Annotated in this window: 14 protein-coding genes and 2 tRNA genes; 11 read left to right on the plus strand and 5 right to left on the minus strand. The window is 41.2% G+C overall.

The features are described 5' to 3' along the window. Window positions 1-38: 38 nt before the first annotated feature. Window positions 39-1,541 (minus strand): MocR-like pyridoxine biosynthesis transcription factor PdxR, encoded by a 1,503-nt coding sequence (gene pdxR, locus DS737_RS00890; protein WP_113996554.1) that lies wholly within the window; start codon window positions 1,539-1,541, stop codon window positions 39-41. 154 nt (window positions 1,542-1,695) lie between these two features. Between pdxR and gabT the strand changes: the two genes are divergently transcribed. Together gabT and DS737_RS00900 are read left to right on the plus strand one after the other, a co-directional pair. Continuing rightward, window positions 1,696-2,988, plus strand: a complete 1,293-nt coding sequence (gene gabT, locus DS737_RS00895; protein WP_113996555.1) for a 4-aminobutyrate--2-oxoglutarate transaminase — start codon at window positions 1,696-1,698, stop codon at window positions 2,986-2,988. Next, the gene (locus DS737_RS00900; protein WP_113996556.1) at window positions 2,985-4,433 is read left to right on the plus strand and encodes an NAD-dependent succinate-semialdehyde dehydrogenase; all 1,449 of its coding nucleotides are present in this window, start codon (window positions 2,985-2,987) and stop codon (window positions 4,431-4,433) included. Before gabT ends, DS737_RS00900 begins: the two co-directional genes overlap by 4 nt. A gap of 62 nt (window positions 4,434-4,495) precedes the next feature. Here DS737_RS00900 and DS737_RS00905 read toward each other — a convergent pair whose 3' ends face one another. Next, the gene (locus tag DS737_RS00905; RefSeq protein ID WP_171057917.1) at window positions 4,496-5,476 is read right to left on the minus strand and encodes a LysR substrate-binding domain-containing protein; all 981 of its coding nucleotides are present in this window, start codon (window positions 5,474-5,476) and stop codon (window positions 4,496-4,498) included. A 23-nt stretch (window positions 5,477-5,499) separates the two neighbouring features. Then, window positions 5,500-6,126 carry an isochorismate family cysteine hydrolase YcaC gene (ycaC, locus tag DS737_RS00910; RefSeq protein ID WP_004641467.1) on the minus strand — a complete coding sequence of 209 codons (627 nt, stop codon included), beginning with the start codon at window positions 6,124-6,126 and terminating at the stop codon, window positions 5,500-5,502. 285 nt (window positions 6,127-6,411) lie between these two features. Here ycaC and DS737_RS00915 point away from each other — a divergent pair, with 285 nt between their 5' ends. The 3 genes from DS737_RS00915 (at window position 6,412) to DS737_RS00925 (ending at window position 9,835) form a co-directional block, all read left to right on the plus strand. Then, on the plus strand, window positions 6,412-7,272 hold the full coding sequence (locus DS737_RS00915) for a pirin family protein (protein ID WP_113996557.1): 861 nt from the start codon (window positions 6,412-6,414) through the stop codon (window positions 7,270-7,272). 435 nt (window positions 7,273-7,707) lie between these two features. Further along, entirely contained in the window at window positions 7,708-9,006 is a 1,299-nt protein-coding gene (locus DS737_RS00920) for an FAD-dependent oxidoreductase (RefSeq protein ID WP_005088626.1), read from the plus strand. Between the two features lies 1 nt (window position 9,007). Further along, a complete protein-coding gene (locus tag DS737_RS00925) occupies window positions 9,008-9,835 on the plus strand; it encodes a class I SAM-dependent methyltransferase (RefSeq protein ID WP_113996558.1) in 828 nt (275 codons plus the stop codon). Between the two features lie 49 nt (window positions 9,836-9,884). Here the strand turns inward: DS737_RS00925 and DS737_RS00930 are convergent. Then, a tRNA-Thr gene (locus tag DS737_RS00930) sits at window positions 9,885-9,960 on the minus strand. Between the two features lie 219 nt (window positions 9,961-10,179). Between DS737_RS00930 and DS737_RS00935 the strand changes: the two genes are divergently transcribed. From DS737_RS00935 to DS737_RS00945, 3 genes are all read left to right on the plus strand, one after another. After that, a complete protein-coding gene (locus DS737_RS00935; RefSeq protein WP_113996559.1) occupies window positions 10,180-10,767 on the plus strand; it encodes a class I SAM-dependent methyltransferase in 588 nt (195 codons plus the stop codon). Between the two features lie 7 nt (window positions 10,768-10,774). Further along, entirely contained in the window at window positions 10,775-11,782 is a 1,008-nt protein-coding gene (locus tag DS737_RS00940) for an HNH endonuclease (RefSeq protein ID WP_113996560.1), read from the plus strand. Window positions 11,783-11,928: 146 nt separating this feature from the next. Beyond that, entirely contained in the window at window positions 11,929-12,882 is a 954-nt protein-coding gene (locus tag DS737_RS00945; protein WP_113996561.1) for a hypothetical protein, read from the plus strand. 166 nt (window positions 12,883-13,048) lie between these two features. Here DS737_RS00945 and DS737_RS00950 read toward each other — a convergent pair. Continuing rightward, a tRNA-Ser gene (locus DS737_RS00950) sits at window positions 13,049-13,138 on the minus strand. Window positions 13,139-13,259: 121 nt separating this feature from the next. Here DS737_RS00950 and DS737_RS00955 point away from each other — a divergent pair. From DS737_RS00955 to DS737_RS00965, 3 genes are all read left to right on the plus strand, one after another. Continuing rightward, window positions 13,260-15,140, plus strand: a complete 1,881-nt coding sequence (locus tag DS737_RS00955; RefSeq protein WP_113996562.1) for a potassium transporter Kup — start codon at window positions 13,260-13,262, stop codon at window positions 15,138-15,140. 159 nt (window positions 15,141-15,299) lie between these two features. Continuing rightward, window positions 15,300-16,376, plus strand: coding sequence for a DNA/RNA non-specific endonuclease (locus tag DS737_RS00960; RefSeq protein WP_017396594.1), 1,077 nt, complete (start codon window positions 15,300-15,302; stop codon window positions 16,374-16,376). A gap of 71 nt (window positions 16,377-16,447) precedes the next feature. Continuing rightward, window positions 16,448-16,690: a hypothetical protein gene (locus tag DS737_RS00965; protein ID WP_005087095.1), complete on the plus strand. Its 243-nt coding sequence runs from the start codon at window positions 16,448-16,450 to the stop codon at window positions 16,688-16,690. The last annotated feature ends 54 nt before the right edge of the window (window positions 16,691-16,744 follow it).

Here is a 16,744-nt window from a genome sequence, read left to right on the forward strand (position 1 = left end):
ATTGCAGAACCTCATGTTGAGGTTCTTTTTTATTGAATTTATGCGGAAAGCGTCGGTACTTTTGCTTCACGTAGACATTGCAGTAAGACTCCAAACGCCATCACCATGTCTTTTTCATTGACACAGGCAAAGCCCATCAACAGACCTCGTTGGGCGTGGGCATGTGATTGCATGTAGTATTGGGACAGGGGGCGGACTTTGACTCCACGTTCCAGCGCAGTTGCTGCAATCGCGACATCATCACAATAATCGGGGAGTTTTAAAACCAGATGTAAGCCCGCAGCCTCATCGTATTCATGTAAAAACGCAGCACCTAGATAACGTTGAATCAAGCTCACCAAATAGTCCCGACGTTTGCCATACAATAGGCGCATACGTCGAATATGCGCTTCATAATGACCTTCACGAATAAATTCGGCTAAAGCTTTTTGTTCCAGTAAATGTCCGCCACGATAGAGTTCTGCGGCAACGATACGTAAGGGTGAAAATAGTGGTTTAGGCACTACCAGATAACCGATCCGCAATGAGGGATAAATGGTTTTACTAAAGGTGCCCATATATAACACGGGGGCATTATGTTCTAAGCCTTGCAGGGCTGGATAAGGTTGCCCAGAAAATCGAAATTCACTGTCATAATCATCTTCCACGATCCAACTGTTGTGCTGGCGTGCAATCTGAATCAACTGTCGACGTCGATCCAAACTGAGATGGGAACCCAATGGATATTGGTGTGAGGGTGTAACAAAGATCAGTTTTGGCGGTTGGGGTGGGTTATTTTCAGGAATAATGCCTTCTGCATCGACGGGCATCGGTTGAATATCCAGACCGTTGATCCTGAGCGTGTTGCGCATGCCCCAATAGGCAGGATCTTCGATCCAAACACGATCCCCGATATCGCTGAGCGCGCGAGATACTAAATCAATGGCTTGGTGAATACCCTCAGTGATTATGATCTGATCCGCATCGCATTGCACAGAGCGTGCGACTTTTAAATAATCTGCCAATGCGCTCCTGAGCTCAATACATCCCCCTGCATTGCTATAAATCAGTCGATTGACATCAGGTTCACGACTCAAACGTGCTTGAATGCGACTAAAGATATGGTGGGGAAACTCAGTCACATCGGGTGCGCCCGGCACAAATGCTCCCCATTGATGGGGTGAAGCTGCCGCATAACCCAATAAGTTTGAGCCACGCTGTGATAAAGCATAAGAGCTTTCAACATGAGCTATTTCAGCCTTCTTATTTTTATTTCTGCTGTTTAAAAAAGTTTCAGGCAGTTTTTCAGCGACCCAAGTGCCATGTCCCGTGCGTGCTTCTAAATAACCTTCCGCTTGCAACTGTTCATAAGCACTCAATACGGTATTTCGAGAGACATGAATTTCGCTAGCTAAATCACGTGACGCAGGTAGACGCGTCATCGGTTGGATCACACCATCCATAATTGCAGCACGCAGACAACGGAAAAGACGTTGATGTAGTTTCCCTTCAGTGTCTTGTTGGAGTCTTTGCAGTAAATGATCTCCAAGTAAGCTACGCAATTGGCTCTCTCCTACAGTTTAAAAATGGCTCTCGTCACTTGCCATCAGACGAGCGAAATTACAGCTATAGGCAGCCATTGTATCGCATCCCAAAAATCGACTCCTAGGATGTAAGACCAAAGCTGTAACTGATGATGAAATATGAGGGAATCAAATGGACGCTCAACATTCTGCACTGAATATACGTAAACAGCAAGCAACGCCACGTGGTGTCGGTGTGATGTGTCAGTGGTATGCAGAAAAAGCTGAAAATGCAACGATTTGGGACAAGGAAGGTAAACCATATATCGATTTTGCAGGCGGTATTGCAGTACTCAATACAGGTCATCGCCATCCAAAAGTGATCGCTGCTGTCACAGAGCAACTGACTAAATTTACCCATACCGCTTATCAAGTGACACCTTATGAAAGTTATGTGGCTTTGGCTGAACGCATTAATCAGCGTGCGCCGATCGCAGGTGCAGCGAAAACGGCATTTTTCACCACAGGTGCAGAAGCTGTTGAAAATGCGGTGAAGATTGCACGTTCATATACCGGTCGTCATGGCATCATTACGTTTGGCAATGGTTTCCATGGTCGTTCATTTATGACGATGGCAATGACTGGTAAAACAGCACCGTATAAGCGTGACTTTGGTGTGATGCCAGCAGGTGTATTTCATGCGCGTTATCCAGTACCAGAAAAAGGCATCTCGGTTGCAGCAGCGATTGAAAGTGTTGAAGATATTTTTAGCGAAGATATTGCCCCACATGATGTCGCGGCAATTGTGCTTGAACCTGTACAAGGTGAAGGCGGTTTTAATGTAGTACCTGCTGAATTCTTAAAGCGCTTACGTGCGCTATGTGATAAACACGGTATTTTATTGGTTGCAGATGAAGTGCAATCTGGTTTTGCCCGTACAGGCAAATTATTTGCCATGAATCATTATGAAACCAAAGCCGATTTGATCACGATGGCGAAAAGTTTGGGGGGCGGTTTCCCTATCTCAGGTGTAGTGGGGCGTGCTGAAGTGATGGATGCGCCAAACCCAGGCGGTTTAGGGGGCACGTATGCTGGTAGCCCAATCGCGGTTGCTGCTGCGCATGCGGTGATTGATGCAATCGAAGAAGAAAACTTATGTGATCGTGCCAATCAGCTGGGTACAGCGTTGGTTACTGTTTTAAAAGACATTCAACACGCTTCAGGCGATGTGGTCACTCAAATTCGTGCTTTGGGTTCAATGGTTGCTGCCGAGCTAGAAACAGCGGAGCAAGCAAAAGCAGTACAAACTTATGCAATGGAACATGGTTTATTGATTCTTACTTGTGGTAAATACGGTAATGTCATTCGTTTCCTATATCCGTTAACCATTCCTGCTGAGCAATTCCGTCAAGGTCTCGATATTTTAAAACAAGGTTTTGCAGCATTAACAGCAGACAGTGCACAAACAGTGGAGCAATCTGCATGATTCAAAACAATTTGCAGTATTTATTACAGCACCCCGATATTTCATTCGCTGCGCCAGCAGCTCATAATGATATCGAAGTGAAAGATGCTGCGACCGGCGAAACACTGGCATGGGTGAAAAGCTATGACCGTGCAGGTGTTGAAGCCGCGATTCAGCGTTCAGCCCAAGCCCAAGCCGTATGGAAAAAGCAAACCGCTTTAGTTCGCGCTGATGTGCTTTTGGCGTGGTATCAGTTGATGCTTGAGCATAAAGAAAATCTTGCTCAGATTTTAACTGCTGAGCAAGGCAAACCGTTGGCTGAAGCACGAGGTGAAATTGGTTACGCGGCTTCATTTATCCGTTGGTTTGCAGAGCAAGCTCGTCGTATCGATGGTGAGGTTTTAACACCGACATTGCCAAATCAACGTTTGCTTGTGATTAAACAAGCGATTGGGGTAACGGCTGCGATCACGCCGTGGAATTTCCCTGCGGCGATGATCACACGCAAAGCTGCTCCAGCAATTGCTGCGGGTTGTTCGATGTTGGTCAAACCCGCTGAACAAACGCCTTTAACTGCATATGCACTGGAAGTGCTGGCTCTAAAAGCAGGTTTGCCTGCTGATATCTTGTTAAATATCAGCGGTGATGCGATTGAAGTCGGCAAAACGCTGTGCGAGAGCGATATTGTGCGCAAGCTGAGCTTCACAGGTTCAACCCAAGTGGGTCGCATTTTAATACAGCAATGTGCGCCAACCATTAAGAAGCTATCGCTCGAATTGGGTGGTAATGCACCTGTGTTGGTGTTTGATGACGCCAATCTCGATCAAGCCGTTCAGGGCATTATGGCGAGCAAATATCGCAATAGTGGTCAGACCTGCGTCTGTGCGAATCGAATTTATGTGCAAGATGGTATTTACGATGCCTTGGCAGACCGTTTAGTCGAAGCCGTATCCAAGCTACAAGTCGGCGATGGTCGTGAGGAAGCTTCCACCCAAGGCCCATTGATCGATGAAGATGCGATTGCCAAAGTCCAGTCACATATTGCTGATGCCACTGCAAAAGGTGCGACAGTGCGTATCGGTGGTCAGCGTTCAGCACTCGGTGGCACTTTCTTTGAGCCGACGGTACTCACCAACGTCACTCAAGACATGAAAGTGTCGAAAGAAGAAACCTTTGGTCCACTGGCACCTCTGTTCCGTTTCAACACTGAAGATCAAGCCGTAGCCATGGCAAATGATACGGAATTTGGTTTGGCGGCCTATGTGTTTACTCAAAGCACAGCTCGTCAATGGCGTGTTGGCGAAGCGCTTGAATATGGCATGGTTGGAATCAACACGGGCGCGATTTCAAATGAAGTTGCACCATTCGGTGGAGTCAAACAATCAGGTCTAGGCCGCGAAGGTTCAAAATTTGGTATTGAAGAATATCTCGAGATGAAATATCTCTGTGTGGATCTATCTGAGTAGATCTTGGATATTTGAAGATCCAATCTTGTTAAAGAGCGGTCATGCCCATTCATGACCGTTTTTTAAGTCGAAAGATAGCCATGTTGGTGTTGGCTTTCAGGCAGACGTCTTAAATTTTCGATTAAAGTATCAATTAGTTTTTCAACCACTAAACGTTGTCCTTTGCGTGATGCATAAACCAGTTGCACCGTACCTCGATTAGACTTCCATTCGGGTAGGATATGAATCAATTTGCCTTTTTCGATATCAGCTTGTACGGTTAAATAGGGCAAATCTGCGATGCCTAGACCATCACTGACAGCATAATATACTCCCGCAAGATCATTGCTTCTAACGCGAGGCGTATAGGGAACATCCACGCTTTTATCGTCTTTCACATGACACAGATGCCAGAAGTATTGGTTTTTTTGGATCCCTAAAGCCACGCTTGGGTAGTGTGATAACTCTGAATAATGGTGGATGTGTTGCCCCTGCAAAAGCTCTGGTGCTGCAACCAAACAATGTTCAGTCTGAATCACATCACGGACAATGAGACTTGAGTCTTCGTTAGGTTCAAAGCTGGTTCGTATGGCGATATCAATATCATCATGCATCAGATCGACACGACGGCTGGTCAGTTCTAAGGCAATTTCGACTTTGGGATAGGCTTTTAGAAATTCATTTAATAACTTGCGGATTTGGAAATGCATCATCAGTGGTGGGCAACTGATTTTGACCAAACCTTGAGGTTCACTTTTTTGTTTGAGTAACACATTTTCAGCACATTCAACTTGTGCAATCACTTTGCAGCACTCTTCATAAAACTCTTGACCGAGTTCAGTCACCTTAAAATGCCGTGTGGTTCGTTGGATGAGGCTGACATTAAATTTGTTTTCCAACTCAATAATTCGACGACTGAGCTTAGACTTACTAATGTGTTCTGCCTCACTGGCAGCACTAAAGCCACCGTGTTTCACCACGAGATAGAAATAATGGAAATCATCAAATGAATTAATCAAGGTCGATGTAGTCCTATATCGAGAGAAGATTAGAGTCGCATGCAGGACTCTAATCTTCAGTGTGTATTTTATTTTTGTGATGTATTTTGATTATAGCTATTGATCAGGTTGCGATAATCAGGGATATGATTGGAGAATAATGCACCTAAACCTTCGATATCATTGCGCCAGTCACGATGTAACTCACATGCCATACCAAACCATGTCATCAACTGAGCGCCCGCTTTAGACATACGATCCCAAGCTGCATCACGCGTCAATTCGTTAAAGGTACCCGAAGCATCGGTAATCACAAAGACTTCAAACTCTTCTGCAAGTGCTGAAAGTGTTGGGAATGCCACACAAACTTCAGTCACAACACCTGCAATAATCAGTTGTTTTTTGCCAGTTGCTTTAACCGCCTTTACAAAGTCTTCATTGTCCCATGCATTGATTTGACCAGGACGAGCAATATAAGGTGCATCGGGGAACATTTCTTTGAGTTCAGGAACCAGTGGACCATTTGGACCATTTTCAAAGCTTGTGGTTAAAATTGTCGGTAAATTGAAGTATTTTGCGGCATCTGCAAGTGCCAATACATTGTTTTTAAATTTATCTGGATCAATATCACGAACCAATGAAAGTAAACCAGTTTGGTGGTCCACTAAAAGCACTGCTGCATTATCTTTGTCTAGGCGAATATAGTCTTGAGCCATCGTTGTTTCCTCATGTTGTTGTAAAATAAAAATGAGCCTAATTTGCTCTGTTTGTATTGCTTTGAATCATGCTAGTGAAATTATTGAATTGAATGAAGTCTAAAAAATAGGATAAACAATATCAAAAATGGGATGATTAAGATTTGTATCAGTTTTATTGGTGATAATTACTTGAATTGTCCCGTATATAGAATAATGTGTTGTCAAACTGATGCTATAAGCCTTGGATAGAGGGGCGTAAAATAAAGACCAAGATCAGAACTTCTACACTATAGGAGTATATAGATGAAAAAGATTGTTGGTATTTATCAAAATAAACATATGCACTGGGTAGGTGACGGTTTTCCTGTCTATAACCTATTTTCCTATGATCGTTTAGGACAAAGCATTAGCCCATTTTTGCTATTAGATTATGCTGCACCGTATCGCTTTGAACCAACCACAGCTCCGCATGGCGTGGGTACTCATCCACATCGTGGCTTCGAAACGGTAACGATTGCTTATCAAGGTGAGGTGACGCATAAAGATTCTGCTGGCGGTGGTGGTACCATCAAAGCAGGTGATGTGCAATGGATGACCGCAGGTGGTGGGATTTTGCATCAAGAATTTCATTCACCAGCCTTTGCTGAGCAAGGCGGTCTATTTGAAATGGTACAGCTTTGGGTAAATTTACCTGCTCATTCCAAAATGACCCCTGCCAAGTATCAAGCAATTGATGCTGCACAGATTCAACGTATTGCACTTGATGATGTGGGTAGTGAGTTACGTGTGATTGCTGGGCAATATCAAGACACCCAAGGCGATGCAACGACATTCAGTCCAGTCAATGTTTGGGATGGGACAATTGTTGAAGGTCAGCAACATCATTTTTATGTGACTGAAGGCCATACAACGTTGTTGGTGTTACTTGCAGGTGAGGTGACTTTAAATGAAGTACAACAGATACAATCGCCAAGTTTAGTGGTGCTTAGCCGAGAAGAAATTGATTTTTCAATCAAAGCTGAACAGGACAGTAAATTCTTGATTTTAACGGGTCAGCCACTCAATGAACCGATTGAAGGTTATGGACCATTCGTCATGAACAGTAAAACTGAGATTGCCGAAGCGATACATGATTTCAATAGTGGTAAATTTGGCGTGATGTAATCTATATTGTTTTAGGTATCAATTGTTTATATAAGAAAGCCCATAACTCCGCTAGAGTTATGGGCTTCGGCTATAACGTTCTCTATTGATTTTTTTAATGTTAGGTCACTTATAATTATACAGCTTATTATGTGACTCAGTTCTCATTGTTGTACAAACAGAATAGCCTGAATTTTGCACTTTGCAAAGCCTTTCGAAGCTAAAATATGGAAAAATATAGAAGGATCTGTATATTTTTGGCTTTTTTATGAAATTTATCAAGTAATTTCAGTTGCTTATCTTAATAAAATGAATTGTGATAAAATGTAACCATAGTAGGCTAAAATATTTAGAGAAAAGTCGGACTTAAATGCTGAATCTGGTATTTTTTAATAAGGTGTTTAGGTTAATGATCGGTCATAATCAATAAAAATCATCAACTGATGGGACATAATTTTGGATATTGCAATTATCGGCAGTGGAATGGCAGGGCTTGCTGCAGCCAGAATCCTACATGATGCAGGACATAAAGTAACGATCTTCGAAGCACTCGCAGGTCGGGGTATGGATAGCCATAGTATAGATTTTGATGGCGGTATCATTGATGCTCCATTGCGTGTGATGAATCCAAAGCTTTGGAAGAACACGTTAAGTTTAGCCAGTTATCTAGGCATAGAAACTTTTCCTGTCCGTACCTTTATGGCATGCAGTTGGTTATTTGAAGACAGAACAGACACATGGTTGACAACCTCTCGTAGTCGTATCGGCAATTTTCCGATTATTAATAACCGCAAAGGTATTCAGCAATACGGTTGGCGCTTGGTCAAAGGAATGTTGCAGCTCAAAACAGCCGTGAATCAGTTCTTTAAATCTGAGAATCAAGACATCACGCTTGCTGAGTTTATGAATCAGTACCATATTGAAGAAGTGTTTTGGCATGGAACGGTCATGCCAGTTCTCTATACCATTTGTACCTGCCATCCAAAAACCATTGGAGAATGGCCAGCAAAACCTTTATTAGAATTTATTCGTCAGTTGACCGAAGGTGAAGCGTTACTGCGAATGAAAGGCGGAACACCTGCTTTGGTCAGTCGTCTGATTGAGGGGATTGAGATCCATAGTGGCGCTGCGGTTGAGAAAGTCGAAGAGCAAGGCGACAAGATTTTGGTAGAAAATGCACTCGGTCAAAGCCAGTTGTTTGATCGTGTGGTCATCGCAACACCTACTCCTGCGATTGAAAATTTCTTGAAACAGCCACAATTTGCTGAAGATATTGCCTTGTTAAAGAAATTTAGATTTGAACAAGGGGATTTGGTGATTCATACCGATCCTGTGGTCATGCCACCACGCCGAAAAGACTGGGCTGTGTTGAGTTATATGATGGATCGTAAATTTACTCGTCAGCAGTTTACGGTGTGGATCAACGCGATTGAACCGACTTTGGTGGGTAAAAATGCCGTGTTCCAAACGTGGTGCCCTGTGATTGATATTGATCCGAAGAAAATTATTTCTAAAGTAAAACTTACTCGTGCGGTGGTGGACTCAGAAACGGTGGCGTTGAATAAGCAAATTCAGCAACGTCATTTAGACCAAAATCGTAAAGTTTTCTACTGTGGTTCTTGGTCATGTGATGGTCTGCCAATCTTGGAATCAGCGGTGACTTCGGCGATGCATATCTCTGAAATCTTAGGTGCGCCGTTACCTTTTGTTGGGCTTAAACCGAAGGTTACCGTTGCACCTGAACTCGGTTACTAAGATGACCCGCTTCAAGCAGGCATGGATTGAAAAATTCATTGGGCATAAGTATGCCATTGATGCCAAACGGCTCGGTGATGATGCCACGCTTGCTTGGAGTAATTTAGGATATTGGCAAGCCCAATATGATGATTATCCACTCGCATGCCAAAGTCTCGCTGATCAAGCCGCAGATTCGATCCAACTGCAACAGCAGGATCGTGTTTTAGACCTCGGCTGTGGGCAAGGTGCGAGTGTGTTGCATTGGCTCAATCGTTATCACGTCGAACAGCTCTGTGCAGTTGAATTACAACCCGCCTGCATTGAACGAATTCAAAAAAATTTGCCGCAGGTTGAAAGTTGTTGCCAATCTTTTTTGAATTTAAAAACACTTCATTTTTTAAATTCATTTGATGCCGTGATCTGCATTGATGCGGCGTATCACAGTCATTTGAATTCATTTCTGAATTCAGTCATTCCCGTTTTAAATTCAAAAGGTCGTGTTGTTTTTCATTATTTAATGTGGTCTGACGCTTGGCAACAGTGTTCCTATATGCAAAAGCAACAATATCGTTTGTTGTTAAAAGGGGCGGATGTTGATTGGCAGCATTTAATGAGTGAACCGCAGCTTGCGCAAACTTTGGAGCGACATGGTTTGAGTCAGGTCAAGATTCAGGACTTTTCAGAAACAGTATTGGATGGTTTTGCGCGATATATTGAAATGCAGCAAATCGACAAAAAAGCATTGGACTTTGCTCAATTGAAAATCAATATGACTGCCAAGCTGTGCCGAAAACTCTACCGAGATGGTTTGGTACGTTATGTTCAGATCAGTGCAGTAAAAAGCTAGGCAATAAAAAAGGCTTAAACCTGAAAGGTTAAGCCTTTTTTGAATTTGATGGTGCCGGCACACGGATTCGAACTGTGGACCTACTGATTACAAGTCAGTTGCTCTACCAACTGAGCTATGCCGGCAACGTGGCGAGCATTTTACCTAATCTAGCTAAAAAGACAAGCGAAAAAATGAGCAATTGGCTGGATTAGGTTGAATTTAGTTGTGGTGTTTAGGAGATAGCTTGGGAAATTCATCAGTGAGTGGATTAAAGCTAAATTGAAAAGTCGAGAAGAATGATAGGCGGAGCTTTTGCTCCCTTATTTTTTTGATAGAATTGAAAAAAACTATTCGTGATATAAATGAAACACACTTTAGATTATTACGATATCAATGCATTAGGGTTCTTCGAGTCTACATTTAAAGTAGATATGGAGAGCTTATATCTACCATTTTTACGCTACCTATCTGACCAAGCCTTTATACTTGATTTAGGTTGTGGTTCAGGTAGAGATACTTTGGCTTTTAAGAATAAAGGTTATCAAGTTGCAGCAACAGATTATTCAAAAGAATTGGTTGATAAGGCAAGTCAATTGACTGGAATCAATGTACGTTTTGAAAGTTTCTATGAGTTGTCTGAACAGAATCAGTATGATGGTGTTTGGGCATGTGCTTCACTATTACATTGTGAAAGAGAACGCTTGCCTGATGTGCTGGAAAAAATACTAAAAGCATTAAAAGGTAATGGCATTTGCTATATGTCATTTAAATATGGTGCGGGAGACCGTTACAATGATGGAAGACAATTTACTGATATGGATGAATCACAAGCACAGAGCTTATTAAAAAAATTTGATAATATTTTACTGTTACAACAATGGATTACCATTGATAAGCGTCCCGATCATAATGAAGATTGGCTTAATATCGTATTTCAAAAACAAAATTGAATAAATAATGTCAGTATCTATACCTACACCACAGCAACAGCTTAAGTTTCTGAAACAGATTCAGCAAATTTTACATTCAGGAAGTTTTTCTTCCACTTATAAATTTGCTTTATTGATGAGCCTTTCTCGTTTGGCGATTGAACAGGGGCGCGATACTGGAGAAGGCTTAACTTTAGACTATCTGGATATTGCAGAAAAATTTATAGATTTATACTGGAAGCAGACTCTCCCATTTCATTTTAATGAAAATGAACCGTTCCGATTACAACAGAATAATGGCAAGCAAGCAGGAATTATCAGCTTAATTCACACTGCCCAGCAAAGTTATAAATCCCTTGCCTTAGCTAGACGAGATCATGTTTACTGGCTGCAATTGAAAAAGAAAGTTGCAGAGATTGTAAAGAAGATGCCTGTGACCTACCTACAAAATTTGAAAGGTCAAAATGTTGAGTTTTTATATCGTTTAGAAGATTCTCGAAAACAACTTATACTTTTGCCAAATGTCATGTATTGCTTACGCCAATTCAGTGAAATTATTGAAGAGTTATGCCAGAAAAAGTGGGTTGATTTTGTAAGGTTAAATAAAGGTAATTTACTGGTTTTAGATGGTTTACCTGATTTGGCAACATTCATGTTTGAACCAAGCCGAAGTCAACTTCGTCAAGTAGGGGAGTTCCTATTTGACCTACAGGTATGTAAGTGTTTTTACTGCCGAAAGCCAATTAAGCAAAATAAGTGGGCTGTGGATCATTTTATACCTTGGGCGATGTACCCAGCAGATACAGGTCATAATTTTGTGCTTGCAGATGAAAAATGCAATTCAGCTAAAAGTGATTTCTTGGCGTCGGAAGATTTTTTGTTGCAGTGGCAAGAACGAAACCAAAATTTTGATAGCCTCATTACAGAGGAGTTATCAAAGCTTGGATTTCTGACGAATATTGAAAGATCCCATAGTGTTGCGAGTTGGGCGTATCGGCAAGCTAAAGAGAATGGATATCTTTTATGGGATCAGTGATATAGATTATTTTTGACTTTATCTAAATTGTTTGAGGCAAAGCACCTAAAAAATCTAAATTAGGAATTAATAAGTATTTCATAATAGGTTTACATGTTTTGGGGAAGCTCATTTAAAGGGCGTTATAAAAATTGGTTTAATGAATAATGAATGATTTAACAACAAGATTTTTAAATAATTTTAGTCAGTGGCATGAGGTAGGTCTAACAACTATAAAAGTAATTATTTCGATTGGAATATTGTGCTTAGTTGCCTATCTTCTCACAATTGGTTATATCCCTTCAGAAATTAGCTTTGGCGATACACTTATTTTTCTATTGATTTTTGTTGCCTGTTCTATTGTCTATACTGGATTAAGCATAGTGCTGTTTTTCTTTGGGATTTCATTGATGCCTATGGCCTATCTAATTTTAAGTGCCATAGATAAGTATTTACCGCAGCACCTACAAATAGGTAGAAAACTTCCCTTTCCAAAGATAAGTATCCTGACACTAGCTGGCTCTCTTTATCTTTTATATACCATTCGAAGTTTATTGTTATTGCATTGGAAAATCAGTCTTTATGTAGCACTTACTTCGGCCTTTATTTCACTTTTTTATTATGCTTTTTACATTAATAGGCAGAAGATCAAAGAGTTTGGCAATAAGTTTGAAAACTTAAAGGAGATTATTGATGATCCTGATGCCAGTGAAAATCTTAAAGCATTTGCAAGAACTAAATTAAAGAGATTAGAAACACATATTAAAGACAGTATACAAATATCGTTCTTTCTTATCCTAATTCCCCTTGTACCTATGTTTTTTATTGGAGATATTGGCAAAGTATTCTTAGATTTCACAATGCAAAAAACAGGTGTCAGTATAGAAAAAGCGACACTGTATATTAAAGCCCCTTATGCCAGCTTAATTGATTTACCTAAAACAACGACTCCTGAGTTAAGCGAACATCAAACCTTTATTTTTAAGGATGTAAAAGTTTTATTTCAGGGTATTGGTAAAAACACCCTGATTGCTTACAAAGTTAAAAAGATGGAGAAACAGATCGTTATTCCGAATGAGTACATTACGATTGAGAAAGTCCGGAAAGTTGATGATAACTAGATTTAACCTATTTAGATGGTTTAATTCTAAATGACGGTATTTTAATTAAAATTATTGAAATTTTAAATATTCCTATCAAATCAATTGAAAAAATACAAGCAATAAAAAAGCCTAAACCCTTCGATTTAAGCTTTCTCATTTCATGCAAACATATGAATATAAATCTTGGCGGTGAGAGAGGGATTCGAACCCTCGATACGCGCAAACGTATACACACTTTCCAGGCGTGCTCCTTCAGCCACTCGGACACCTCACCAAGGTGTGCGATAGTAACCAAAAAAAAGCCAGCTGCCAAGTTATCACTAAACAGATTTGCAGAAAAAGTTTTGAGCTAGTGGTAAGATGGCACGATCTCAAAGTTGATTTGATTGAAATATATGCAAAGTTCTGCAAAAAAAGCCGCATTGCCAGTGATGACATTGGCAGCCTTAGGGGTGGTCTTTGGAGACATTGGAACAAGTCCGTTATATGCCATACGAGAATGTTTTAACACAGGACATATGGCGATCAGTGAAGCATCGGTACTTGGGATATTATCGCTAATCTTTTGGTGCATGAACTTAACCATTAGCTTTAAATATGTTTCCGTGATCATGCGTGCAGATAACAATGGTGAAGGTGGGATTATTTCTTTACTGGCGTTAAACCTTCGCTCAAAAGTATTTTCAGATAAAAATAAAATCTATCTAATTGCACTCGGCTTCATCGGTGCATCGCTTTTCTTCGGTGATGGCATTATTACCCCCGCGATTTCAGTCCTATCTGCAATTGAAGGGCTAAGTATTGTCACCCCTGCGTTTAACCAATGGTTAGTTCCGATTGCATTAGGGATTCTTACAGGGTTGTTCATGGTGCAGCGCCATGGTACTGCAACGATGGGAAAACTTTTTGGTCCTGTTACCCTGTTATGGTTTATCTCGATCGGTCTAGTGGGATTGTGGAGTATTATTCAAACCCCTTATGTCTTGATGATGATCAATCCTTACTGGGCATTTAACTTTGTTTATGAACAGCCGACCATTGCATTTATCACCATGGGAGCAGTGATCTTGACCATGACGGGTGGTGAAGCACTATATGCGGATATGGGACACTTTGGTCGTATGCCGATCAAATTAGCTTGGTTCTGTATCGTACTGCCATGCTTGCTCTTCAACTATGCTGGTCAAGGTGCATTACTACTGCGTAATCCAGCAGCAATTGAAAATCCATTCTACCTTTTGGTTCCAGATTGGGCGTTATTCCCGATGATTGGATTGGCAACGGCTGCCGCGGTTATTGCATCTCAAGCGGTGATCACGGGGGTATTTTCAGTTGCCAATCAGGCGATGCAACTCCGTTATTTACCGAGATTAACCGTGCATCACACCTCTGATGTGGAGCAAGGTCAGATTTATTTGCCATTTATCAATTGGGTGTTGTTTATTTCGGTCTTCATTTTGATTTTACTTTTTGAAAGTAGTACCGAATTAGCTAGTGCTTATGGTGTCGCGGTGACCATGACCATGTTGTGTGGCACCATTCTGATCTCGACTTTGGCATATGGTGTTTGGCGTTGGTCATGGTGGAAAGTGGCATTGCTGGCCATCCCATTTTTACTATTGGACTTAGTTTTTGTTGCATCAACTTCATTAAAAATCTTGGCAGGAGGTTGGGTGCCAATTTTAATTGGTGCGGTGGTCTATACCATCTTGATGACATGGAAGCGTGGTCGTGAGATTGTTTTCAAGCGCATGGAGACAAATGCTTTATCGATTGAATTGTTCATCAAAAGTATTGGAATGAGCAGGGAAACACAATTTGTTCCGGGTGAAGCGATCTTTTTGACAGGAACGCCAAATATTGTGCCTCATGCGATGTTGCATAATATTAAGCACAATAAAGTACTGCATGAACGCAATGTAATCGTTACGGTATATACCCAAGATATTCCATATGTGGCACGAGAAGATCGAATCAAAGTCGAGAAACTCGATGATCATTTCTATCGTATCTATATGTATTATGGTTTTAAAGATCAACCAAATATTCCAAATGCGTTGGAACAAGCATATCAAGAGCTTGGTTTTGAGTTTGATATGATGCAAATGAGTTTCTTTATTTCACGAGATCGTATTGTACATACGGTGGGTGACGGAATGTCTCCTTGGCGCGAAAAGCTGTTTATTTCGATGCAACGTAATACCAGTCCAGTCAGCGACTTTTATCAGATTCCAACCAACCGTGTGGTTGAGTTAGGAAGTCAGATCGAAATCTAAACTTGGATCGATAAAAATGGCACCCTCGGGTGCCATTTTTTATGTTTGGTGATTGAGTGTTCAGATTTACGACATAAAGTGTCGTTCTAAGCTGCTGTTCAATGTACAGCAAGGGTTTGACTTGATAAGCTGCGCGTTCATGTTGATTTTGATATGGTTATGGCAAGAAGAACGAGCAGGAAGAGTAAAGCGAAATTCGCTTTTTTGAGCCAAAATTTTGGAAAGATCGTATTAGCGCTGCTTGCAACAAGTAGTTTTGCGATAGCTTTTGGCAATGAAAAAATTGCCAAATTTATTCCCTTGCAAAGCAGTGGTAATCCCACTTGTTTAAAGCAATTTTATCGTGATGTTCCGCCCTTACTCAGCAAAGCCAGTTTGCAAAAAGACAGTTATGCACTGTGTTTTAATGATTTTAATGTGATGTATTCAGGGGTGTCCAAAACACCACTTTGGTCAGCAGCCTATCTGACCCCAGAACGTTTGAGTATCAAAATCAAACGTGAAGACAATTTCCATGAAGAAACGCGTGTAGCGGAACGTCATCGTGCTTTGCTATCAGACTATCGTGGTTCAGGTTATGACCGTGGACATATGGCACCAAACGGCGATATGAATAATAAGGCCGCGCAGTACGATAGTTTTTCCTTGGCAAATATGGTGCCGCAAGCGCCTAAAAATAATCAGGAAGTTTGGCGTAAAGTTGAGGAAGCGGTACGTGCAGTGGTGAGTAAGCAGCATAAAGATGCTTATGTGATTACAGGTCCAGTATTTGAAGGACAAAGACTAAAAACCATTGGCAATGGTGTCATTGTTCCAACCGCAGTTTATAAAGCGGTGTATTTGCCGAAGCAGGGGATTATTGGGGCGTATTATGCTCCGAATAATAATTCGCTACAGGTAAAAGTAGTCAGTGTGTGTTATTTGGAAGAGAAATTAGGCATTAACCTATTTCCCCAATTAACAGAACAACAGAAGCGTAATGTCTATCAATTACCCACCTCAGCACAGCAGGTCAAAGCACAGAGCGAGTTGAAGTATTTGCATTGGGATGGTCAAAGCCAATGCGCAGAAGATGCCAGCGCAGACAGTATTCAGGCACAACAACGTCAGTTTACGAATAACTCAACGCTAACGGCTGAACGCCCAGTGTCGTCAATAGATGAGGAAGCAAAGCAAGAAGTTATTCGACAGTTGGTGGATATGCTGGTGCAGTATTTTTTACAAGTGTTGAGATAATGTAGGATCACTTGCAAAGCAAGAATGCACAGCGCAGGCTATCTCAAATAAAATAACAATGTGAGGCTGAAATGTTTAAACCGTTTGAAAATGGCAATGAATCTTCGGCGATTGATGATCTGACTTTGGAAAATCAGGTGGATTGCGTCAGTTTGTATGGGAATTTGCAGATCACCAAAGATCAGGTGGGATTGCAAACAGCAAAAGCACTACAGCAGTTCATCAATGATGTGGTCATCGCATTAGAGAAAGACGACTTACCCGAAAAGATTGAGCGTTTGCCTGAAAAGGAAATAGATAATCCATTTTTATAAGCACAATAAAAATGCCTCCTTTTAAAGGAGGCATTTTTTAATCATAAATCGTTG

It is taken from the genome of Acinetobacter haemolyticus (genome assembly GCF_003323815.1).
GTDB classification, from domain to species: Bacteria; Pseudomonadota; Gammaproteobacteria; order Pseudomonadales; family Moraxellaceae; genus Acinetobacter; species Acinetobacter haemolyticus.